The organism is Paraburkholderia sp. RL18-101-BIB-B, from assembly GCF_046026985.1.
In the GTDB taxonomy this organism is placed as follows: domain Bacteria; phylum Pseudomonadota; class Gammaproteobacteria; order Burkholderiales; family Burkholderiaceae; genus Paraburkholderia.
This window is the reverse complement of the sequence record NZ_JARESV010000015.1, coordinates 63239-83726: the sequence shown is the minus strand read 5'-3', so window position 1 is coordinate 83726 and position 20488 is coordinate 63239. Positions and strand designations below refer to the sequence as shown.

Below are 20488 nucleotides of genomic sequence, written 5' to 3'. Positions count from 1 at the left end.
TATCAGTCGACAAAAAATGAGTGAAGGGATGTTAGTCGCGAAAACGCGAGCGCGCCACTACGAGACTGCGCGTTCCTTCGGCGTTTGCGCATGGGCATCTGTCAGGAACGGCGGTAGACTGTCCGCCGGATCGACACCGGACATCAACCCACTATGCGCAGCGATTCCACACCTTACGTGCTTTACTATTCGCCCGGCGCGGCGAGCATGGCCGTTCACTGGATGCTGATAGAACTGGGCATCTCGTTCGAATCCCAGTTGATCGACATCGACGTGGGCCAGCAGCACGACCCGGCGTATCTGCGGCTCAATCCTGCGGGACGGGTGCCGACGCTGATGATCGACGGCGCGCCGCGCCACGAGTCGGCCGCGTTGCTGATGCTGCTGGCCGAGCGGCATCCCGAAGCCGCGCTTGCCCCCGAGCCGAATTCCGTCGATCGCGCCGCGTGGCTCGAAATGATGGTCTATCTCGCCAACACGATTCTGCCCGCCATGCGCGACTGGTTTTATGCGGACTCCGATGGCGACCCCTCCGGCGCCGAAGCGGTTCGCGCGCTCGCATGCCGTCGGCTCGACGCAGCGTGGGACAAGCTCGATGGCCATCTCGGCGAAAGCCATGATTATCTGATCGGCGACAAGCTCAGCACGGCCGACTTCATGGCCGTCATGTTGATGCGCTGGACCCGCAATATGCCGCGCCCCGCTCTCGGCTGGCCAAATCTTGCCCGCTATATTCGAAAGCTACGTGCGCTGCCTTCGTTCATCGAATTGAATGCGCGCGAAGGACTGACCGAATGGCGTAACGAGGAAGATTGACCCGCGTTTGAATGTCGTGGCCGCCTCGGCAAGCAGACATCAATTCGGCCGCTTGCCGATGATCACGATGCCGCGTGAAAGCCCGCTCACGCTATCCACCGCCAGCGCCCCCGCGTACAACTGCGCGAGCGGCACCCAGACGGCCGGATATTTGTAGCGCGCCACGTCGAGCAGCAACGCGCTGTCGCTCGCCGAGTCGTAAGCGGCGAGCGGCGACCAGTGTCCGCCGCCCGTCTCGCCGATTTCCACCCGCCTGAAATTCAACAGCACGAAGCGGTCGCTGTGGCCCGTGGTCGCGCGCACGAGGTCGCGAAACTGGCCGAGCGACAGGTCCGCCGCGTGGTATTTCCTGACTTCGACCGGAAAGGCATTCAGCGCCGTGCTGAGCTGGTCGAGCGTCATGCCCTCGTGCGAGACCCGCGCGGCGTTGGCCACCTGCGGATCGATGCCGTGAAAGAAATCCTCCTGCGAGAAAAACGGGAAGTCGGGGTACTGCGTCGACTCGGGCCGGCGGATGCCCAATGCGTTGAGCGCCATGACCGAGGTCGCGACGGAGCAATAGGCTTCGTTGCGCTGGGTTTCGAAATACTGCGAGAGGGGCCAGTACGACTGATTGGACGCGGAGCTCGTCAGCCGTTTCTGGCCGGCCGGCTGCGCCAACGCGACGAGGTTCGGCGGCACCGGCAGCGGGCCGTCCGCCGGGCGTGCAGTGGCTTGGGCGTCGGCGCGGCTGGCGGGCTGAACAGCGGGCTGAATTACGGCAGGCGGAACGGTCACCTGACTGCTGGCCGGCGGCACCGGCGCACACGCGGCCAGTGCCGCAGCCACGAAGGCGACGATCCACTCAGGCTGGCTCAAGCGCCCGACGGCGCGCATCAACGAATATCTGGACATGAATCTTTCCGCTGTGGATGAACCCGGAATGACGGCCGCTGTGCCGGCGCATGAAACAGCGCTTACTGGCAAGCCTCGATTTTGTAACACGAAACAAAGTTCAGCGTGCGCGACAGTGCGCGAGCTTCGACCCGCGAAGCGCACTTCTTCCCTACAATGCTGCAGCATTTTTTAACCGACTCTCGCACATCACCGTCGAAGTCAATCCAACGGAAGCGCTGGTCTGAACATGACAATCCAGTCACCCTGCATCGACATTTGCAAACTCGACGGCAAAACCGGCTTCTGCCTCGGCTGCCTGCGTACGCGCGACGAAATTCGCGGTTGGAAGACCATGAGCGATGACGTGCGTCTCGCGGTCATCAATGAACGGCCAGGTCGGGAAGTGATGCTGAGAACGGAAACGCAAGCGCAAGCGATGCAAGCGGCACAAGAGACACAAACGTCCTGAGCGCTCCGCTCAATCAGCCTGCACCGCAAACGCGTAACCGTTCTTGCCGCCGCGCTTGACGCGATACATCGCGTCGTCCGCCGCGGCGACGAGGCGCTGGTAATCGCTGACGAGATCCGGATAGCTGGCAATGCCGATGCTCGCGCGCACCACGCCGACACCCATCTGCTCGTCGGTCTCGACCACACACGCGATGAGCCGCTGAGCAATCTCGGCGAGTTCATACGCCGTCGAATACTCTCGAACCAGCACCGCAAATTCGTCGCCGCCGATGCGCGCGACAACATCCACCTTACGCACCGATTCGCGAAATGCGTGCGACACCGCAATCAGGAATTCGTCGCCGACGCGGTGCCCGAGCGTGTCGTTGACCTGCTTGAAGCCGTCCAGATCCACATACAGCACGGCGATGTTGCGATCCGTGGGACCGGCTTGCAGATTCGCCGCCGCCTCGTCGAGCGTGGCGAACAGCTTGCGCCGGTTCGGCAAGCCGGTCATGGGATCGTGCAACGCGGCGTACTCGAACTCGTGCGACTCGCCCGCCAGTTGACGATTGCGTTTCGCGTACATGCCGAGCGCGGTGAGCAGCATGCCGAACAGCAGCGCGGCCAGCGCAATCAACACGTTCGCGACATGGGCAATGCGCAGGCGCACGTCGGCGCCATCGGCATCGCGCTGGGCGCGCCAATACGGCGGGATCGTGGCAAGCAACGCATCGGTTCCAGTCAGGCTGGCATCGGGCGTCAATGCCGACGCCGGCACCCGCGGCGCAGCGGACGGACTGGCATTCACCAATGCCGCGAGCGAGTTCAGACGATCGGCGAGTTCGATGCGTGCATGGCGGTAACCCTGCGTTTGCGCTTGACCGTCGCCGGAGTGTAGCTGCCACACGCCGACCATCGCGCGAGCACTTTCCGCGCGCTCCGCCGCTTCGAGCACGAGCCCGGCGTATTCCTGCTTCAACTGATCGGAGAAGATCGTCCTGATCTGCAAGGCGAGATAGAGAAGGCCGACCAGCAGACACAGCAATGACGCGCTCGCCAGCATGGCGGGAGCCCGCCTGAAGCGGCTCATGAAGGCGCCTTTTGATCCGGCGCGCTCGGCTCGGCGCCGCTCACGGATGGGAGTAGAGGTCTTGCCGATTTGCGTTGCCATGCTGCCGGTAACTCACACGACGAAAGAAGAGCCCCATGCGGGCGAACAGACTGTTCTTATGCCGCGCGGTCTCGGAGGCGCCGCGGCGCTCCTGTGGCGCGGCCCGGGCATCTTTACCCGGACGCGACGCGGCGAGTTGCTGAGTCGGCGGAGTGGCTGAGCCTGCCGAACGGCGGGCCGACGTAGGCGGCGTAGCGGCAGATGCGGGCGTGCCGGGTGCCGCATCCGCAACGACGTCAGGCCGCGCCTTCGATGCCTTGACCTGGCCTGACCAGGACGCGAACTGCCCGCCCGCTTCCGGATCCGCGCCGGCTGCCGATGCAGCGACCGTCACGCCGCTCGCGGCCGTTGCTGGCGACGGTTGCGGCGACTTCGCCAGCACGGCCGCTGCCGGCAACGCCGTCACGCCCGCGCTTTTCGCCATCGCAGCAGCACTCGCCGACGCGCTGTTGCCGAGCGCTCGCCGCGCGCCGGCCATGGCTTCGGCGTACGCCTGCTGATCGTGATTGAACCAGACGCTATACGCCACCGTACCCATCACACCGATGGCGAGCGCGCTGGCCGCGGCCACGCACATGGCGAGGCGTCCGAACCTCGGCGGCGTGGCGGAAAGTGACAGACCGCTCGGCTGGCCACCGGCATCCTGGCCATCGAGCACCGATTTTGGCGAGTCTGTATCGTTGTACATCGCAATACTCTCCGGAATCCTTACGTCTGCCCTGTGGGCCGACTTTATTCACACGATTTTGCAGGTCCATGCAAAGCCGTTCGAAGACTGAAACCCGCTCATCGCGCGAACAACCACAACACGGCAATGCTGCGCTTTAAACGTCGTCTTTGCGAGGCAGTTTTGCGCGGAAGAAACAGGTAAAACGTTCCACGCCGCGTGTAGTCGCGCGCTATGCGGGAAAGCTTCGCAGGGCAACGGGGCGAGCCGTACAGGGCGTGAGTAGCGGGTATCGCGCAAGTGGCTGCAGGTGGCCGTCAGTCATGCAACAACCACGCCCAAGCACGGCAGGTTTTTTTGTGCTTCGGGGCTGCGTTTTAAACGCAAGTGGCGTTCCTGGTCACCGGCCTGGCGGCGGTAGCCGTTGCCCTGAAAGGGCGCTGTGCGCCGGGCGAATCGCGCAGCGCATAGCAGCATACGTGTGGGTTACTTTATCGCCCCGAGCGGCTGTCCAGAACCGCCGTTTCACTGGCCGGATCGGCCATGCTCCGGCTTGCGCTCTACCCGTCGATTTTGGCGGCACGCAGCGACGCCTATAAACGCATGGCGTCGAGCGTCGCCGCCATGCCGCCGGGGGCGCTGCCGATCAAGCGTCCCGGCATCAGCTCCGTGTTGCGTGCGCCGAAGGCGTCACAGGCAAGACACGCAGCGAAGCTGCATGCAATGCGTGAGCGCCCTGGCCGCAGTCTATACATTGGTCTCCTACGACGCTCACTGCACGGTAATGGTCTCCTTCATATTCGGGTGGATGCCGCAAAACACCTTGTACACGCCCGGCTTGTCGAACTTGAACTGGTACGTGTCGTTCTGATCGAGTGCCGCGGAGCGAAACATGCCCGCGTCGTTCACGACGGTGTGCGGTTCGCCGTCCAGATTCTTCCAGGTCACGGTCGAGCCGGCTTTGACCGTGAGTTCCATCGGCGAGAACATGAAGTTCTTGATGACGACCGCGTTCGGCGTCTCCGCCCGCGCCAAGGAAAACCCGGACGATGCCGCGAGCAACGCCGAACTTGCGGCCAATGCCAACCATACGCGGCGAATATTTTTAGTTTGCATAACTGATCTCCTGCGATAAAAAGTGCTGGCTATCAGACCAGCGTCGTGTCGTTGAGTGTGGCTTTCAGCGGATGCCGCGCAATCTTGATGCTGGTCACGCCGAGCATTTTCGGCAGCTGGTCGCTCGCCACCGTCAACGGTCCGGGGCCCGTGCCGTTGCCGGCGGTCGGCTGCGGATAAGCCGTCGAGCGCGCCGTGTGGAAGGTGATGTTGCCCTCCACTTTCGACACGATCTGATGAATATGGCCGTTCAGTACCGTTACCGAGCCGAAGCGTTTCAGGTAGCTCATCGCCTGGCCCGCGTCGCCGGTGCCCCAGCCCCACGGCTCGTAGATCGTCCACATCGGCATGTGCGCGAACACGACGATCGGCGTGCTGGACGAGCGCCCTTTCAAATCGTTTTCGAGCCACTCGAGTTGTTCGTCGCCGAGGCCGCCCAGGCCGTTCGGCTTGAAATGCATCACGTTGACCAGGCCGACGAAATGCACGCCCTGATGGTCGAAGCTGTAATAGCCCTTGTTGTCCGAGGCCTTGCCGAAGCGGCTGAAGTATTCGGTTCCGGGACCGTCTGTCACGTCGTGCTCGCCGGGCACCGTGTGCAGTTCCGTGATGTTCAGGCCAGACATCAACTGGGCCGCGAGATCGAACTCCGCGGGCTTGGACAGATGCGTGATATCGCCGGTATGGATGGTCAGCGCGGGCTTGACCGGCATCGCATTGACGTACTCGATGGTCTGCTTCAGCGTGCCCGCCACGTCCGGATTGGCTTCCTTGTTAAAGCCGATATGCGAGTCGCTGATTTGCAGGAAAAGCGGCACACCGCCCGTAGCGGCGGATGATTTCGGGTCGGCGGCGAGTGCCAGTTCCACCGGCGTGAGAATGCCGCCGGCGAGAACGAACACGGTGCCCAAGCCACCGAATGCAAGACACTTCAGTGCGCCGCGCCGCGACGCGTCGAATGATTGATGTGACGACATGTTGACCTCACGATAAAGAGTCGCAGCCGAGCCGTGGATCATCCGGCGGCCCTCGCGAGTCGGTTCGTCAGGCATGACTGAGCCGGCGCCGGTTTTATTCCAGCTTCGATCAATCGGCAGATGAATCGTCTTGGGACGTTGGCGGATCGGCAGAGGGACTCAGGTCGCTGCCGCCGAACGGCCGGCCTGCGTCGAGCGCCTGCATTGCGCAAATGCCTTCTCCATGCCCGTCAGGCATGCCAGCCAGCTTATAAAGTCTTTTTACTCCGACCGGGAAACCACTAAATTGCACTCAAGGCAATGATTTTAAGCAGATCGCAACCCGTTTAACCGGACGCCGCCTGCTTCGCTCTCATACCGCAAAGACATACCCTCCAGGAGTTAAATATGAGCCACCCCGTCATTCTGATCACCGGCGCACTCACCGGGATCGGCCGCGCCACGGCCCTTGCTTTCGCCGAAACGGGCGCCCGTCTCGTCGTCTCCGGCCGTCGCGAGGCCGAAGGCAAGGCGCTCGAAAAAGAACTGCGCGAACTCGGCGCGGACGCACACTTCATCCCGGCCGACGTGCGCCGCGACGAGGAAGTCGCGAGCCTCGTCGACCAGACCGTCGCGCGCTTCGGCCGCATCGACGCCGCCGTGAACAACGCCGGCACCGAAGGCCAGCCTGGTGCCATCACCAGCCAGACCGTCGAGAGCTACACCGCGACGTTCGACACCAACGTGCTGGGCACGCTGCTCAGCATGAAGCACGAACTGCGCGTGATGTCGGCGCAAAAGAGCGGCAGCGTGGTGAACGTTTCGTCGACTTACGGCCATGAAGGCGCGGCCTTCGCTTCCGTGTACGCGGGCAGCAAGCATGCGGTGGAAGGCATGACCAAGTCGGCGGCGCTCGAAGTGGCGTCCACCGGCGTGCGGGTCAACGCCGTTGCGCCGGGGCCGACCGACACCGGCATGCTCGACCGCTTCACCGGCACGCCGGAGAACAAGGCCGCGCTCGCCGCGAAGGTGCCGCTCGGCCGCATCGGCAAGCCGGACGACGTGGCGCGCGCCATCGTGTTCCTGGCATCGGATGCGGCGTCGTTCGTCACGGGGCAGATCGTGACCGTCGACGGCGGCAAGACCGCCGGCTGATTGCGGCGCCTCGCTCCACTGCGGCACGTGAAGTGCCATTGAAACAGCGGCCCGCATCGCTGCAGCGCGATGCGGGCCGCTGAACTACCCAATACCCAACACTGCCGCTTATTGGCCTTGCTGCGCCTGCGGCTTCACTTTGAACTTACCCTGATAGCGGATCGTCGGACGCTGCGATTGCGTCGTCGGCACGGTCATCAGCAACTGACGCGCAAGCGGTGTGGCCGCCGGACTCAGCGAACCGATGCTGGTGACGCGCGACGGGTCCGCGAGACCGTTGTTCACCAACAGCTTCGCCTCGAGTTGCAGACTGGTCAGCAGAACCGGATCCTTCAGCGCGTTCCCCTGCGCGAGCAACTGGCTCCACGCGTTGTTGCTGTAGTTGGTCACGTAATAGTCGAGACCGCTCGGATCGGCGAGCACCGCGGAACAGCCGTTCAGACGCACCTGCGTTTGCGTGTCCTTCATCGCCAGCGTCTTGCGTGAAGTCAGACCGTCGCCGTACGCGAGCGTCAACGGAATGGTCCACTGCGTGCCCGGATACTGATTCTGGTTCGGGAACGGCGACTGTTTCAGGGTGACCACGGTCTGATTGGTCGTCAGATCGCACTGCGTGTCGAGCGAGATCAGCGGCACGCCTGTTTGCCGCACGAAACTGTCACCGATCGCCACCATCGGCTGGCCGCTCGCCTTCGCCAGTTCGTCCCACAGACGCTTGGGCGTGACGTTGCCGAACGAATAGTCGGCGAGATACGACTGCAGACCCTTGCGCATCACTTCTTCGCCGAGGTAGTTCTCCAGCATCTTGAGCACGTGACCTCCCTTGTCGTACGTGAAGGCGCTCGCGCTCAGCACGAAGTCGTTCGACGCCCAGCCGTTGAAGTTCGGCTGCACCGGGAACGAGGTGGACTTCAGGTCCGCATTGATCACGGCGTACTTGTTCTTCACGTCGTCGACCCAGCTGAAGCGGTCCGGGAAGAAGCGCACCTTGGTCTTGTTCTCGAAGAACGTCGCAAACGACTCGTTCAGCCAGACGTCGTCCCACCAGTCGAGCGTGACGAGGTCGCCGAACCATTGGTGCGCGGCTTCGTGCGTGAGCACCGTCACGCCGTAGTCGGACATGGTCGTGCCGGGCGCCGGCAGAATGTCGTCGGCGAATTCGAGAATCGCGCCCCAGTTCTCCATGCCGCCGAAGTTCAGGTCCTTCTGCTCCTTGAACGCGTCGTTGGCCGCGATGGTGTCGAACTTGGTGAGCGGCAACGGAATGCCGGTGTAGCGGTAGTAGTAATCGAGCGCCTGCTTGGTCTGTTGCATGGCCGGCTTGGCCCAGTCACGCATGCCGGGCGGCGTGAAGATGCGCAGATGCAGCCCTTTTCCGTCGGGCAGCGGGCTCGAAAAGTCGTCTTCGAGAATGTCGAACTGACCGCCGCCGAAGAACAGCAGATACGACGGCATGGGCGGTGTCTTCTCGAACGACACGAGCTTGTAGCCGCTATCCACGTTCACCGCCGGTTTCTCGGCCGCGTTCGAGACGACGTTCCAGTTCTGCGGGACTTCCGCACTCACCTCGTAGGTGGGCCGGAAAGCCGGCTCGTCCCAACCCGGGAACCATTGACGCGCCAGGTTCGATTCGCCTTGCGTGAGGATCGCGCCGCTGGTCGTGCCGTCGGTCGACTTCAGATCGACGCGGAACACCCCTTCGGCCGCGGAGCAGCCCGGATAGGGATCGTCGCCGCAACTGCCGCCGGTCTTTGCGACCGGATCGTCATAGGTCTTGAAGTTGATGATGCCGCTCCACTCCATGTGCAGCGAGTAATTGCCGGCGGCGATCTGCCCGCTCACGGGGCGCAGCTGATAGAAGTCGCCGTCGTCCTGCGGCGTGGCGATCAGCGGGATATTGCCCGGCTGAAGCGTGATCGTGCCGTTGGTGAACTTGACCCGGTGCCCGGCGATCGTGATCGCGTTGACGGCTTTCTGCACCTTGATCTGCACGTCGGCGCGGCCGTCGAACGAAGACAGCGCGGGGTTCGGCCGGAACCATAGCTTGTAGTTGACCGGTGTGACCGTGTCGGGCAACTCGACCGGCGGCACCGTCTTGTTGATCGATGTGTCCGCCACGACCGGCGCGGCGGGCGGGGCCAGCGCCACTTCGGAGGCGGCCGGTGCGGCCGCGGGCGCCTGCCCGGATTTGCTCGTCAAGGAAGACGAGCCGTCGCTGCCGCCGCATCCCGCCAGAACCGCAATTCCGGCTAGTGCGAGGCACTGCATCTGCAATCGGAAATTTATACGCATGATTAATCCTCGACTGACAATATCGGCAAAAGAAAGTGCGTTGAGTGCTTATGCTGGTTTTCTCTTTTTTTCAGCGAAAAAGGTCTCCCGCACTAGCACCGAATTGCTAGCGAGAATATAGGGACGTGTTGGCGCCTCAGCACTTGTGGCTGATTTTAGAATTGCGACACACGTTTATTACAATGCTTTCACAACGACAGCTTGGGCCATATTTTCCGGCCTTCATTCGATCGTCCGGCTGACCGGCAAAGCGGCGGCTTACCTGCGTCTCCGGGCAGGTGGATTAAACCGAGGTCAGTTTTTGACGACAGTGCGTAGCCTAGTTTGGCAAACGTTCCCGTGTCAACTTCCTTTCACAATCTTTCTTTGACTTGTGTTTTTCGTATGCAAACCGAATAACTTCAGTAATGGGACTGAGTTAATCCTCTAGAAATCGCAATATCGTTCTCGACTACGGGAAACTTTATTTTTCTTTGCACAGTATTGTGCTATAGCGCAATGGCGCGAACGATTAACGACGAGGGAGGCATTAATTTGAACTAGCTGGAGAGTTCACAAAGCAATTAGCGCGATTAATACGCAAATGATCGGCTAGCCATTCACCGCTGCCACGATTCGTGCGCACATCGCCTTGTCGGGTAATGGGCCAGAACCGGCCCGAACGTTGTCCGCCATGTATTGCGGACGCCCCGTGCCTGGAATCACCACCGTCACCGCCGGCTGCGCGAGCACGAACTTCAAAAGAACCTGCGCCCAACTCGTGCAGCCGATTTCCTTAACCCACGCAGGCAGCGGCGTTTTGCCGACGCGTGCCAGCAGGCCGCCGCCGCCGAAGGGCTGGTTGATCACGACGCCGATGCCCAACTCCGCCGCGAGCGGCAAGATGCGCGACTCGGCGGCGCGGTCGTCGGCTGCGTAGTTGATCTGCACGAAGTCGGGCTTGTCGCTGCGCATGACGGCGGCGACTTCGTCGAAAGCACTCGACGTGTAGTGCGTGATGCCGATATAGCGAATCCGGCCGCGCGCTTTCCAGTCGCGCAGCGTGGCGAGTTGCGTGCGCCAGTCGAGCAGGTTGTGAACCTGCATCAGATCGATACGCGGCTGCTGAAAGCGGCGCAGCGATTCTTCCATCTGCGCGATGCCCGCCTCGCGTCCGTCGGTCCAGACCTTGGTGGCGACGAAGGCCTTGTTGTGCGCGTTCAGTTGCGTGAGCAGCGCGCCGGCGACGGCTTCCGACGAGCCGTACATCGGCGATGAATCGATCACCGAACCACCGGCTTCGAACAGGATGCGCAGCACGTCAGCGAGTTGCGCGCGGCCGGCGGGATCGTTGCCGACATCGAAGGTCCGCCAGGTGCCGCAGCCGACCACGGGCAAGCGTTCGCCCGTGGCGGGAATCACGCGTTGCGCCATGCGTGGCAGCGGCGTGCTGGCGGATTCGGTTTGTGACTCAGACGGCGTTGGGGTTTGACCCGCCGTCAATCGCGGCAAAGCGAGCGACGCTGACAAGCCGATTGCGGTGCCGCGTGCCGTGCGCAGAAAACGGCGTCTGCCGGAAAGCCCTACAGCGGTTTTCGACGAAAGTGCCATGACGTGCCCTCGATTCGCGCGCAGTACAGTGACTCTGTACGATACGGCAAATCGGCACAGCACGTTGAAGCCACCCAGAGCGCCCTGCTTCGGCGATCACACGTCACGCGCCATTAGCGGATAAAGTGCCCGCAAATCGGCATGCTAGCCAGCCGCGCGATCAACGACGATTGTTGTCCGCCATCCGCCGCCGCGAACTGATCCGCAGCCGTCGCGGACCCCGCCGCCGCGCCGATCGCGATAACCGCGATCGCGATCCCGCGCAGCCGCCCGGCGCGGCCGACGAGCGAGCCCGACACGCCGCGCCAACTGGCCAGCAAGGTCATCGAGAGTGCAACTATCGCGCAGCACATGGCTCCTCCTCAGGCGTTCGCCGTGGCGCGTTCCTGCCGCGCGGGAAACGGGTCGCGCCATGCGTCGATCGCGTTCAACTGATCGTGCCAGCGCACCACTTCCGGAAACTCTTCAACCGGCATTGCCGCGCTTTTCGCATACGGCAGCGCGATGCCGACCGAGAAATCCGCCACCGACATGTCGTCACCCAGCAGCCACTTGCGTCCCTTCAGATGCTGGTTGAGCACGGCAGCATGCTTGCGGAAAAAACCTTGCGCTTCGGCGACCTTCGCGGGGTCGGGCTCGCCGAGTCCGACCCACGGTTTGATCAGGTACTCGAAGTAAAGCGCGCCGGCATGCCGGAGCAGATGCTGGCTATTCCAGCTGAACCAGCGCACGATTTCGATCTGCTGCTGCGCGCCCCGCGGCCAAAGCGGGGATTCCGCGCGCTGCGCAAGATGGCACAGGATCGCGTCGGCCTCCCAGATGATCTTCTCGCCGTCGACGAGACAAGGCACCTTGCCGTTCGGATTGATCGCCAGATAGTCCGGCCGGGTTTGCTCGCCTTTGCCCAGATCGACAAAGGCGTAGTCGATTGGCAAGCCTAAATATTTGGCTAGCGCACAGGATTTTCTGGGAGACAGCGTTTCAGCATAGTAAAGCTTCATGGTCGACCTCGGTATGTGTTGACTTCGGTGGAATGTGCTTCATTCGGCTTCGTTTTCCAGCTCGGCAAGCAGTGCGTCCAGCTTCTCGAATGCACCGGTCCAGCCGGCTTGATGACCATCGCGTGCAGCTTCGTCGAAGAACTGCGCATGATTGAAATGCAGTTCGGTGCCCTCTTCGATCGGACGAAACCGGATCGTCACCAGCGACCGGCGCTCAGGCAGCGTGACCCACTCCCACGTGAAGACGAGCTTGCGCTCCGCTTCGACCTCCTGGTACTCGCCGCGGCAGTCGTGCGTTTCGCCATCCAGTGTCTGAAACACCACACGAAAGCGGCCGCCCACGCGCGGATCGGCTTCGGCGCTCAGCACCGGCCCGGCGTCCGGTCCCCACCAGCGCGCCATCAACTCGGGCCGCGTCCATGCTGCGTAGACTCTTGCAGGTGGCGCCTTGATGCGCCGCACGATGGTCAGGCTCGGCTTTTCGTTCATTCGTCGTTCCTCTCAACAAAATCGGCGAGCCGGTCGAGACTCGCGGACCAGAAGCGTTCGTAGCGTCGCAACCACGCCATCGCTTCTTCCATCGGGCCGGCAACCAGTTCGACCGAGACGGTTCGGCCGCTTTTCGTGCGCGCCACCAGACCCGCGTCGCTCAGCACGTCGAGGTGCTTCATGACGGCGGGCAGTTTGAGCGGCAACGGACGCGCGATTTCCGTGACCGACAGACCAGGCTCACGCTCCAGACGCGCGAGGATGGCCCGCCGCGTGGGATCCACGAGGGCGGAAAACGTGCGATCGAGTTGACTGACTGGAGACTTTGCCATATGGTGAACTATAGGCCGTGAGTTCCGGGAGTCAAGGTTTTTTGCGGCCGACTCCGTGAACCCGTAGGCCGGTTTGCACTGTCCGACATCAACGCGCCGCGGCTATCATTCCAACGATTCGCGAGTAGGTCTTCGCTCAGCTTCCAGAGGACAGCACCGTATGGACCTTCTTCAAGGCATGGCAGTGTTCAAGCGCGTCGTCGACGCGTCCAGTTTCTCGAAAGCGGCCGATTCGCTGGAAATGCCACGCGCCTCCGTGTCGACGGTCGTGCAGAATCTGGAGAGCCACCTGGGCGTGCGGCTGCTGAACCGCACGACGCGCCGCGTGCAGGTCACCGACGACGGCGCGCTCTACTACGAATACTGCGCACGCATTCTCGCCGAGGTCTCCGACGCCGAGTCGGCGTTATCGAGCAAACGCCAGAGTCCGCGCGGCACGGTCCGCGTCGACACGTCCGCCACATTCGCGGCTCACGTGCTGGTTCCGGTGATGCGCGATTTCAACGCGCGCTATCCCGACATCACGGTGAAGCTGGGACTGGCGGACCGCAACGTGGATCTCGTGCAGGAAGGCGTGGATTGCGTGATCCGCATCGGCGTGCTCGACGATTCGAACCTCGTGGCACGCTCGCTCGGCAGCGTGCGCATGACGATTTGCGCCGCGCCCGCCTATCTCGAACAGATGGGCGAGCCCGCCACGCCCGACGATCTCGACCGGCATCACGCCGTGAATTATTTTTCCGCGCGCACGGGGCGCGTCTATCCGATGGAGTTCGAAGCGGACGGCATCCTCATCAAAAGACCGATCGAGGGCAAACTCGCGGTCAACGAAGGCCTGGTCTATGTTGCGTCGGCAGTGGAAGGCTTGGGCCTGATCCAGACGCCGCGCTTCATGGTGGCGAAGGCGCTCGAATCCGGCGCGCTGCGTGAGATTTTGCGCGACTGCCATTGCGCGCCGTTGCCGCTCTCGATTCTTTATCCGCACCGTCGTTTGAGCATGTCCGTGCGGGTGTTCAGCGAGTGGGTGCACGAACTGGTGCAGCAGAATCCGGACTTCAGCGATTAGCGACTTGAAAACCGTCACAGCCGCTATGTCAACCCGCGACGCTGCAATTCGTCCGACAAAGCGGCGACGCTGACGAACAGGTGCCCTTGCAGTCCCGCATCGACCGCGCCGTTCACGTTGGCCGCCGTATCGTCGACGAAAAGCGTTTGGGCCGCGGGCACGCCGAGTTGCTCCAGACAGCGAAGATACGTTTGCGCCGCCGGTTTCGCGGCACCAAACGCCGCCGACGAGTAAACGTGCGTGCCGAACAGCCGCGCGACAGGCGGATTCAGATAAGCGATGTGATCGGTCAACAAGCGGCAATTGTTCGTCAGCACCGCGATACGGTGCCGCTCGGCGACTTTGGCGGCAAGCGCGAGCGCTTCCTGGTTCGGCGTAATCGACGCGTGGCGCGCAGCCAACCAGTCGTCGCGGCTGACCGGGTAGTTCAGTAACATGCCCAACTCGCGCAGATACTCGTCATCGCTGATCTGGCCTGCGTCCGCACGCGCTTCGAGGCCCGATCCCCAGATCGCGTGACGCACAATGTCTGGCGAGCACCCCGCGGTGGCCGCCAGATGATCGACCCGTGCGGCGCGGTCGTAATGGGTCAGAACACCTTCCATGTCGAACAGAACCAGCGTGATGGATGCGGTCATGCTGTCGGCCTCGCGTCGAAAGCTTTCAGAAATGAAGCAACCGCGCGGCGCGATGACACCGAACGGTTGCCTGTTTCCATTGTGCCTCGACAAAACCGCGACTGCCGGCAACAGCCGGCGTCACGGTTTTTTCTCAGACCTCAGCCAAGCGGTGAAATATGGCTTGCTTCCAGACCTGCCATCATGCGCCGCTGCCGCCCACCGTCTTGACGCTTTTCCATTGGCCTTGCTCGACCTGGAACAAGGTGTACGGCGGCTTGATCAGATCGCCGTACGGATCGAAGGTGATATTGCCGGTGACGCCCGTGACCGTGACCTTGGCGAGACTGTCGACGATCTTCGCGCGATCGAGCGAGTCGGCGGCGTGAATCGCTTTCAGCATGGCGAGCGCGGCGTCATAGGAAAACGGCGCGTACAGTTCGACATCCTGATTGAAGCGCGCCTTGTAGCGCTTGCCGAACGCCTGCGCGGCAGGCAGCTTGTCGAGCGCCGGGCCCGGCTCGAGATCCTGCGTCCCGTTGCCCGCCGTGCCGGCGATCTGCAGGAACGCGTTGCTCTTCAGCGCGCCGGCACCGAACAGCTGCGCGGACATGCCGAGCGACCGCATTTGCTTGACCAGCATCGCGCCTTGCTCATCCAGCCCGCCGAAGAAAATCAGGTCGACGTTCTTGCTCTTGAGCGTGGTCAGAATGGCGCGAAAATCGATCGCTTTGTCGTTGGTGAATTCCCGATCGACGATGTTGCCGTTCGCTTCCTTGACGCCCTTCTCGAACGCATCGGCCAGCCCTTGCCCGAAAGCGGTGCGATCGTCGATGATGGCAATGCGCTTCGCCTTCATCTGCTCCACCACGAAATGCCCCGCCACGACGCCGCCTATGCCGTCGTGGCCCATCGTACGAAACACGTTCTTGAAGCCTTGCTTGGTCAATTGCGGATTGGTCGAGCCCGGCGTGATCATCGCCACGTTCGCCTGGTGATACACCGTCGACGCCGGAATGCTGCAGCCCGAGTTGTAATGGCCGATCACGCCGACCACGCCGTCGTCGACCAGCTTCTGCGCGACCTGAATCGCCACGCGCGGATCGGCCTGATCGTCCTGCACGTCGAGCACGAACTTGACCGGCTTGCCGCCGATCACCGGGTTCTTCGCGTTCTCTTCATCGAGCGCCAGCTGCGCGCCGTACTGCAAGTCCTTGCCGACGCGGGCAACCGGCCCCGTCAACGGTCCGACGAAACCGATCTTGACGATCTGGGGGTCGGCGGCCCACGAAAACGGCATATACGTGGCGAGTGCACAGACAGTGGCACTCAACAGCCAATAGCGGCGATTCATGATGCGCTCCTTGCGAGATGTGACGTCGCGCGTGTGTGTGCAGGTGGGCCGATCCGATGCGCGACGCGTCGAAACCGCTCTGCGATGCTTGCTGTAAAGCCTGAATAAAACGACTCCGAACCTGTCCTCTGCTGCAATCAAAAGCGCGTGGCCGCGTAGGGCGCGAGATCGAGCGGCGGCGCACGCCGCGCGATCAGATCGGCGACGATGCGTCCGCTCACGCCCGCCAGCGTCAAACCCAGATGCTGATGGCCGAATGCGTAGATCACGCGCTCGCTCGCGCGTGAGCGTGCGAGCACCGGCACGCCGTCGGGCAATGTGGGGCGAAAGCCGAGCCAGTTGCTATCTGGTGTGTCGAGTGCGGGCAACGCCCGTTTCGATGAAAACGTCAGCAGGTCGAGCAGCGAGCGGTTGCGCGTGTCGCCGAAGCCGGCGAGTTCGACCGTGCCCGCCACGCGCAAGCCGTCGCTCATCGGCGTCATGTAGAAACCGCGCTCGGCCCAGCCGACCGGCCGCGACACCAGGTGCTGCGCGCCGGGAAAGCGCACGTGATAGCCGCGCTCCGTGTCGAGCGGAACCGGGTCGCCGCACTGGCTGGCGAAATGGGCCGAACGCGCGCCGGTCGCCACCACCACGTGATCGAAACGCCGCGCCACACCGCCGACGCTCAGGCTCGCGCCATCCGCGCCGGGTTGCACCGCATCGACAGTCGAGCGTTCGAGCTTCAGCCCCTGCGCGGCGAGTTGCTCGTAAAGCGTCTGCAGAAAGCCTTGCGGGTCGGAAAAGTGCCAGCTATTGCTGAACAGCACGCCGCGCTCGAAGATCGGCGCCAGTCCCGGTTCAAGGGCGCGAATCGCGGCGCCGTCGAGCACATCGAAAGCCACGCCCAGTTTTTTCCGCAGATCGAGCGCGGGACGCGCGGCATCGAACGAAGCCGCGTTCGAATACAGATAGAGACACTCGCGCGGCCGGACGAAACGTGCCAGCTCCGCATTGGCAAGCAGCGGCGCGTAGCCGTCCTGCGCGCAATCCAGCAGCGCGGCGAGCGCACCCGCGCTCGTTTCGTAGCGGCGCGGCAGCGAGCTCATCATGAAGCGCACGAGCCACGGCGCGAGATGCGGCAGATATCCCCAACGCAATCTGAACGGGCTTTGGTTCGACAGCAGAAAACGCGGTAAATCTCGGAACACGGACGGGTTGTTGACCGGAATGCACGCATAGTGCGCGAAGGTGCCGGCATTGCCGAACGACGCGCCCTGCCCCACGCCGGCCGGATCGAACAGCGTGACCCGATGGCCGTCGCGCATCAACGACGCAGCGCTCGCGAGGCCGATGAATCCCGCACCGATGATGGCAATCTCCGGCATCATTTGCGCCCTTCAAATGCTTCCTGGCCGATCTGCGACCGATAGCCCGTCGCGGTGCCGCCGCTCTGCTGGCGTTTCGCTACCAGCATATAAGCCGCCGACGCCACCGCGAGACTCGCCGCGCTCGCCATCAATTGCGGGCGCAGCGACGGATCGGAGCCCATCGCGACGAGCACGCCGACGATCGCCGCCACCACCGCATACGAGAGCCCCGGAAACAGCCACATTTTCAGCGTGAGCCGTTGCGGTTCGGTGGCCTCGATGCGCCGGCGGATGCGGATTTGCGCAAGCGCCGTCGCGAGATAGACGAACAGCATCACGGCGCCCGACGCGTTCACGAGGAACAGGAACACGCCCTGCGGCGACACAATGGCCGCAACGATCGCCACATAGCCGACGACACTGCTCAGCAGCACGGCGAGGCGCGGCACTTTGTGCGGGGTCAGCTTCAGCAGCGACTTCGGCGCGTCGCCGCGTTCGGCGAGCCGGAACAGAATCCGCGAGGACACATACAAGCCCGAATTCAGCGCCGAGAGCACGGCGACCAGCACGATGGCGTTCATGATGTCGGCCGAGCCGGGAATCCGCATCGTTTCGAGCGCGGCGACGAACGGCGAGTGTCCGGTGACGATGCTGCCCCACGGCACGATGCATGCGATCAGGAACATCGACCCGACATAGAACGTGATGACTCGCAGAATCACCGAGCGCGTCATGGCCGCAACGCTTTTGGCCGGATCATCCGATTCGGCGGCGGCGATGGTGGCGATCTCCGCGCCGCCCACCGCGAAAATCACTGTCGGCACGGCCGCGAAAATCGACATGGCGCCAAACGGCATGAAGCCGCGATTGCTGCTCAGGTTCGCCACGGCGCTGCCGGTATGGCCGAAGCCGAACACATAGGCCGCGCCGATGGCGATAAAGACGATGATCGCCGCGACCTTGATCGATGCGAACCAGAACTCGAATTCGCCATACGATTTCACCGACAGCAGATTGATCAACGTCATCACCGACAGCAGCACGAGGCCGATCATCCACACCGGTGCGGGAATCCACCGCTGCAGGATCGCCGCGCCCGCCACGGCCTCGACCGCGACGACGATCACCCAGAAGTACCAGTACAGCCAGCCGCTGGTGAAACCTGCCCAATTGCCGAGGCCGATGCGCGCGTATTCGGTGAACGAGCCGACGCCGGGCACCGCCAGCGCCATTTCGCCGAGCATGCGCATGACCATCAGCACGACGATGCCGGCCACGAGATACGACACGCACGCGGCGGGTCCGACGGTGGCGAGCGTCGCGCTGCTGCCGACGAAAAGGCCCGCGCCGATAATGCCGCCGAGCGCGATCATCGTGACGTGCCGCTGACGCAGCGCGGCGCCGAGTTTCGGCGTGGTGTCGGGTGCGGAGGACTGGGGAAAGCTCATCGGACAACTCCTGCTGACAGATTGCTGGACACAGTCCGGCGGCATCTCCTGATTCACGCCACCAGACAAAACATGACATCTAGAATCACACAATATTTTTTTGTGTGCAATTAAAACGCACATTGTGTGGCCCTGGCACTTTCCCTGGATCGTTGCGGGAGCGCTCCTTGCCAGCGCCCCGTGGCCGCGTGAGTAATCGGTTGAAGGCTTGCAGTCAGGCATGTCTGGTATAGAATCGGCAAACCTCCGCACAATTGCGGACAAAGCCGGTTTTGTATGGAGACACCTGATCTTATGGCTTCTGACAAAGACGCCGCCCGCTCCGCCCCTGGCGCCCCGGAGCAGGCGAAACGCTCCACCTATATCGAGGTGTCCAGTTCGATCGAGAACGAGATTCGCAGCGGTATCTATCCGCCCGGCAGCCGCCTGCCGCCGCAGCGGCAACTCGCCACCGAACTGGGCATCAACGTGTCGACGGTTTCGCGGGCGTACAAGGAGCTGCAGCTGCGCGGGCTGGTGATCGGCAGCAAACGGCGCGGCTCGCTCGTGACCGGCGGCGCGATGCCGAGCGTGGAGCCGGCGCAGGCCATGAGCAACGCGGCGATCGATCTGACCGTCAACCGTCCGGCCACGGGCGAGTTCCTGAACTGCCTCGCTCGCACGCTGGCCGAATTGCCGCGCGATCCGCGCTACCCGCAATTACAGGAGTACCAGCCGCCGCAAGGGCCCGCGTGGGCGCGCGTGGCCGGCGCGCGCTGGATGGCCGCGCCCGGCTTTGTGCCGTCGGCTGATCACGTGGTCGTCACGAGCGGCGCGCAGCATGGCTTGTATGCGGTGCTGAACAGCCTGATCGGCACCGACGGCGTGATTCTCGCCGATCAGCTCACCTACTACGGCCTCAAGGCGCTGGCGCCGGTGTTCCAGTTCGAGATCGTCGGTATTCCTAGCGATCGCGAAGGCCTGCTGACCGACGAAGTGGAACGCGCCTGCCGGCGCATGCCCGTGAAGGCGATTTTCACGGTGCCGAATCTGCAGAACCCGACTGTCACGACCATGAGTCTCGAACGCCGCATGGCGCTCGTCGATATTGCACGCCGGCACAGCGTGGCGATCATCGAGGACGACGTGTACGGTCCGCTCGTCTCGCAACGTCTGCCGACGATCGCGAGCCTGTGTCCGGAACTCACCTTCCACCTCGCGGCGACCTCGAAGATCCTCGCCCCCGGCCTGCGGCTCGGCTATCTGCTGAGCCCGCCTGACAGCGCCGCGCTATGCGCGGAAGCCGTCCGCACGACGGCATGGATGCCCGCGCCGATGTCGATGCTGATCGCGTCGATCTGGATCGAGGACGGCACCGCGCGCCACATCATGGACGCGCAGCTCGCCGAGGTTCGCGCGCGCCAGGACCTCGCGCGCGAGCTGTTGCCGCAGGAGTTGCTGCAGACCGATCCGGCCTGCATGTTCGTGTGGCTCAAGTTGCCGCCGCCGTGGCGCGCTGACGACTTCGCGGCCAATGCGAAGGCGCGTGGCGTCGTGGTGATGCCGTCGTCGGCGTTTGCGGTGGACCGGTCGGAGATCGAGCACGGGGTGCGGATCAACCTCGCCTGTGCGACCAGCCGCGATCAGCTCGTGAGCGCGCTGCGGCTGTTGACCGGCACGCTCAAGGATCGTCCGCGCGCGCTGTTCGGCACGATATGACGCGCCGCCCAACTGACCGCCCGACACGGGTCGAAAAAACAT

20 protein-coding genes are annotated in these 20488 nt (G+C 63.2%); 5 read left to right on the top strand and 15 right to left on the bottom strand.

The window, feature by feature from the left end; genetic code table 11:
• The first annotated feature begins 153 nt into the window (after positions 1-153).
• Positions 154-816, top strand: a complete 663-nt coding sequence (locus P0D73_RS21905) for a glutathione S-transferase family protein (RefSeq protein ID WP_408432835.1) — start codon at positions 154-156, stop codon at positions 814-816.
• A 39-nt stretch (positions 817-855) separates the two neighbouring features.
• On the opposite strand, the gene P0D73_RS21900 is transcribed toward P0D73_RS21905, so the two are convergent.
• Positions 856-1710, bottom strand: a complete 855-nt coding sequence (locus tag P0D73_RS21900; RefSeq protein ID WP_408432833.1) for a phytochelatin synthase family protein — start codon at positions 1708-1710, stop codon at positions 856-858.
• Positions 1711-1939: 229 nt separating this feature from the next.
• Here P0D73_RS21900 and P0D73_RS21895 point away from each other — a divergent pair, with 229 nt between their 5' ends.
• On the top strand, positions 1940-2161 hold the full coding sequence (locus P0D73_RS21895; RefSeq protein WP_408432831.1) for a DUF1289 domain-containing protein: 222 nt from the start codon (positions 1940-1942) through the stop codon (positions 2159-2161).
• Between the two features lie 9 nt (positions 2162-2170).
• On the opposite strand, the gene P0D73_RS21890 is transcribed toward P0D73_RS21895, so the two are convergent.
• The 4 genes from P0D73_RS21890 to P0D73_RS21875 form a co-directional block, all read right to left on the bottom strand.
• Positions 2171-3235 (bottom strand): GGDEF domain-containing protein, encoded by a 1065-nt coding sequence (locus P0D73_RS21890; protein ID WP_408432829.1) that lies wholly within the window; start codon positions 3233-3235, stop codon positions 2171-2173.
• A 40-nt stretch (positions 3236-3275) separates the two neighbouring features.
• On the bottom strand, positions 3276-4004 hold the full coding sequence (locus tag P0D73_RS21885) for a hypothetical protein (protein WP_408432827.1): 729 nt from the start codon (positions 4002-4004) through the stop codon (positions 3276-3278).
• 750 nt (positions 4005-4754) lie between these two features.
• Entirely contained in the window at positions 4755-5099 is a 345-nt protein-coding gene (locus P0D73_RS21880; RefSeq protein ID WP_408180201.1) for a cupredoxin domain-containing protein, read from the bottom strand.
• Between the two features lie 32 nt (positions 5100-5131).
• Entirely contained in the window at positions 5132-6076 is a 945-nt protein-coding gene (locus P0D73_RS21875) for a metallophosphoesterase family protein (protein ID WP_408180202.1), read from the bottom strand.
• A 387-nt stretch (positions 6077-6463) separates the two neighbouring features.
• Between P0D73_RS21875 and P0D73_RS21870 the strand changes: the two genes are divergently transcribed.
• Positions 6464-7210 carry an SDR family NAD(P)-dependent oxidoreductase gene (locus P0D73_RS21870; protein WP_408180203.1) on the top strand — a complete coding sequence of 249 codons (747 nt, stop codon included), beginning with the start codon at positions 6464-6466 and terminating at the stop codon, positions 7208-7210.
• Between the two features lie 108 nt (positions 7211-7318).
• Here the strand turns inward: P0D73_RS21870 and P0D73_RS21865 are convergent, their stop codons facing one another.
• From P0D73_RS21865 to P0D73_RS21840, 6 genes are all read right to left on the bottom strand, one after another.
• Positions 7319-9502, bottom strand: coding sequence for a M1 family metallopeptidase (locus P0D73_RS21865; protein ID WP_408180933.1), 2184 nt, complete (start codon positions 9500-9502; stop codon positions 7319-7321).
• Positions 9503-10093: 591 nt separating this feature from the next.
• Positions 10094-11092, bottom strand: a complete 999-nt coding sequence (locus P0D73_RS21860; RefSeq protein ID WP_408180934.1) for an aldo/keto reductase — start codon at positions 11090-11092, stop codon at positions 10094-10096.
• Between the two features lie 113 nt (positions 11093-11205).
• Positions 11206-11445: a hypothetical protein gene (locus P0D73_RS21855; RefSeq protein WP_408180935.1), complete on the bottom strand. Its 240-nt coding sequence runs from the start codon at positions 11443-11445 to the stop codon at positions 11206-11208.
• Between the two features lie 9 nt (positions 11446-11454).
• Positions 11455-12093, bottom strand: a complete 639-nt coding sequence (locus tag P0D73_RS21850) for a glutathione S-transferase family protein (RefSeq protein WP_408180936.1) — start codon at positions 12091-12093, stop codon at positions 11455-11457.
• Positions 12094-12132: 39 nt separating this feature from the next.
• Positions 12133-12582, bottom strand: coding sequence for an SRPBCC family protein (locus P0D73_RS21845; protein ID WP_408432824.1), 450 nt, complete (start codon positions 12580-12582; stop codon positions 12133-12135).
• The gene (locus P0D73_RS21840; RefSeq protein WP_132377301.1) at positions 12579-12914 is read right to left on the bottom strand and encodes an ArsR/SmtB family transcription factor; all 336 of its coding nucleotides are present in this window, start codon (positions 12912-12914) and stop codon (positions 12579-12581) included. Before P0D73_RS21840 ends, P0D73_RS21845 begins: the two co-directional genes overlap by 4 nt.
• Positions 12915-13074: 160 nt before the next feature.
• Here P0D73_RS21840 and P0D73_RS21835 point away from each other — a divergent pair, with 160 nt between their 5' ends.
• A complete protein-coding gene (locus P0D73_RS21835) occupies positions 13075-13980 on the top strand; it encodes a LysR family transcriptional regulator (RefSeq protein WP_408180938.1) in 906 nt (301 codons plus the stop codon).
• Between the two features lie 23 nt (positions 13981-14003).
• On the opposite strand, the gene P0D73_RS21830 is transcribed toward P0D73_RS21835, so the two are convergent.
• The 4 genes from P0D73_RS21830 to P0D73_RS21815 all read right to left on the bottom strand — a co-directional run bounded on the left by P0D73_RS21830 (position 14004) and on the right by P0D73_RS21815 (position 18748).
• Positions 14004-14618 carry an HAD family hydrolase gene (locus P0D73_RS21830; protein ID WP_408432822.1) on the bottom strand — a complete coding sequence of 205 codons (615 nt, stop codon included), beginning with the start codon at positions 14616-14618 and terminating at the stop codon, positions 14004-14006.
• 181 nt (positions 14619-14799) lie between these two features.
• The gene (locus P0D73_RS21825; RefSeq protein ID WP_132377304.1) at positions 14800-15951 is read right to left on the bottom strand and encodes a branched-chain amino acid ABC transporter substrate-binding protein; all 1152 of its coding nucleotides are present in this window, start codon (positions 15949-15951) and stop codon (positions 14800-14802) included.
• 137 nt (positions 15952-16088) lie between these two features.
• Positions 16089-17318, bottom strand: a complete 1230-nt coding sequence (locus P0D73_RS21820) for an NAD(P)/FAD-dependent oxidoreductase (protein ID WP_408432909.1) — start codon at positions 17316-17318, stop codon at positions 16089-16091.
• Positions 17318-18748: an amino acid permease gene (locus P0D73_RS21815; protein WP_132377305.1), complete on the bottom strand. Its 1431-nt coding sequence runs from the start codon at positions 18746-18748 to the stop codon at positions 17318-17320. Before P0D73_RS21815 ends, P0D73_RS21820 begins: the two co-directional genes overlap by 1 nt.
• Before the next feature lie 294 nt (positions 18749-19042).
• Here P0D73_RS21815 and P0D73_RS21810 point away from each other — a divergent pair, with 294 nt between their 5' ends.
• Positions 19043-20446 carry an aminotransferase-like domain-containing protein gene (locus P0D73_RS21810; protein ID WP_408432820.1) on the top strand — a complete coding sequence of 468 codons (1404 nt, stop codon included), beginning with the start codon at positions 19043-19045 and terminating at the stop codon, positions 20444-20446.
• Positions 20447-20488: the final 42 nt, after the last annotated feature.

Bases quoted from the DNA above. Each gene is read 5' to 3' on its own strand.
- P0D73_RS21885 (WP_408432827.1), bottom strand. From the start codon at position 4,004: ATGTACAACGATACAGACTCGCCAAAATCGGTGCTCGATGGCCAGGAT.
- P0D73_RS21900 (WP_408432833.1), bottom strand. From the start codon at position 1,710: ATGTCCAGATATTCGTTGATGCGCGCCGTCGGGCGCTTGAGCCAGCCT.
- P0D73_RS21820 (WP_408432909.1), bottom strand. From the start codon at position 17,318: ATGCCGGAGATTGCCATCATCGGTGCGGGATTCATCGGCCTCGCGAGC.
- P0D73_RS21830 (WP_408432822.1), bottom strand. From the start codon at position 14,618: ATGACCGCATCCATCACGCTGGTTCTGTTCGACATGGAAGGTGTTCTG.
- P0D73_RS21810 (WP_408432820.1), top strand. From the start codon at position 19,043: ATGGCTTCTGACAAAGACGCCGCCCGCTCCGCCCCTGGCGCCCCGGAG.
- P0D73_RS21890 (WP_408432829.1), bottom strand. From the start codon at position 3,235: ATGAGCCGCTTCAGGCGGGCTCCCGCCATGCTGGCGAGCGCGTCATTG.
- P0D73_RS21905 (WP_408432835.1), top strand. From the start codon at position 154: ATGCGCAGCGATTCCACACCTTACGTGCTTTACTATTCGCCCGGCGCG.
- P0D73_RS21825 (WP_132377304.1), bottom strand. From the start codon at position 15,951: ATGAATCGCCGCTATTGGCTGTTGAGTGCCACTGTCTGTGCACTCGCC.
- P0D73_RS21875 (WP_408180202.1), bottom strand. From the start codon at position 6,076: ATGTCGTCACATCAATCATTCGACGCGTCGCGGCGCGGCGCACTGAAG.
- P0D73_RS21880 (WP_408180201.1), bottom strand. From the start codon at position 5,099: ATGCAAACTAAAAATATTCGCCGCGTATGGTTGGCATTGGCCGCAAGT.
- P0D73_RS21850 (WP_408180936.1), bottom strand. From the start codon at position 12,093: ATGAAGCTTTACTATGCTGAAACGCTGTCTCCCAGAAAATCCTGTGCG.
- P0D73_RS21845 (WP_408432824.1), bottom strand. From the start codon at position 12,582: ATGAACGAAAAGCCGAGCCTGACCATCGTGCGGCGCATCAAGGCGCCA.
- P0D73_RS21870 (WP_408180203.1), top strand. From the start codon at position 6,464: ATGAGCCACCCCGTCATTCTGATCACCGGCGCACTCACCGGGATCGGC.
- P0D73_RS21835 (WP_408180938.1), top strand. From the start codon at position 13,075: ATGGACCTTCTTCAAGGCATGGCAGTGTTCAAGCGCGTCGTCGACGCG.
- P0D73_RS21865 (WP_408180933.1), bottom strand. From the start codon at position 9,502: ATGCGTATAAATTTCCGATTGCAGATGCAGTGCCTCGCACTAGCCGGA.
- P0D73_RS21815 (WP_132377305.1), bottom strand. From the start codon at position 18,748: ATGAGCTTTCCCCAGTCCTCCGCACCCGACACCACGCCGAAACTCGGC.
- P0D73_RS21855 (WP_408180935.1), bottom strand. From the start codon at position 11,445: ATGTGCTGCGCGATAGTTGCACTCTCGATGACCTTGCTGGCCAGTTGG.
- P0D73_RS21895 (WP_408432831.1), top strand. From the start codon at position 1,940: ATGACAATCCAGTCACCCTGCATCGACATTTGCAAACTCGACGGCAAA.
- P0D73_RS21860 (WP_408180934.1), bottom strand. From the start codon at position 11,092: ATGGCACTTTCGTCGAAAACCGCTGTAGGGCTTTCCGGCAGACGCCGT.
- P0D73_RS21840 (WP_132377301.1), bottom strand. From the start codon at position 12,914: ATGGCAAAGTCTCCAGTCAGTCAACTCGATCGCACGTTTTCCGCCCTC.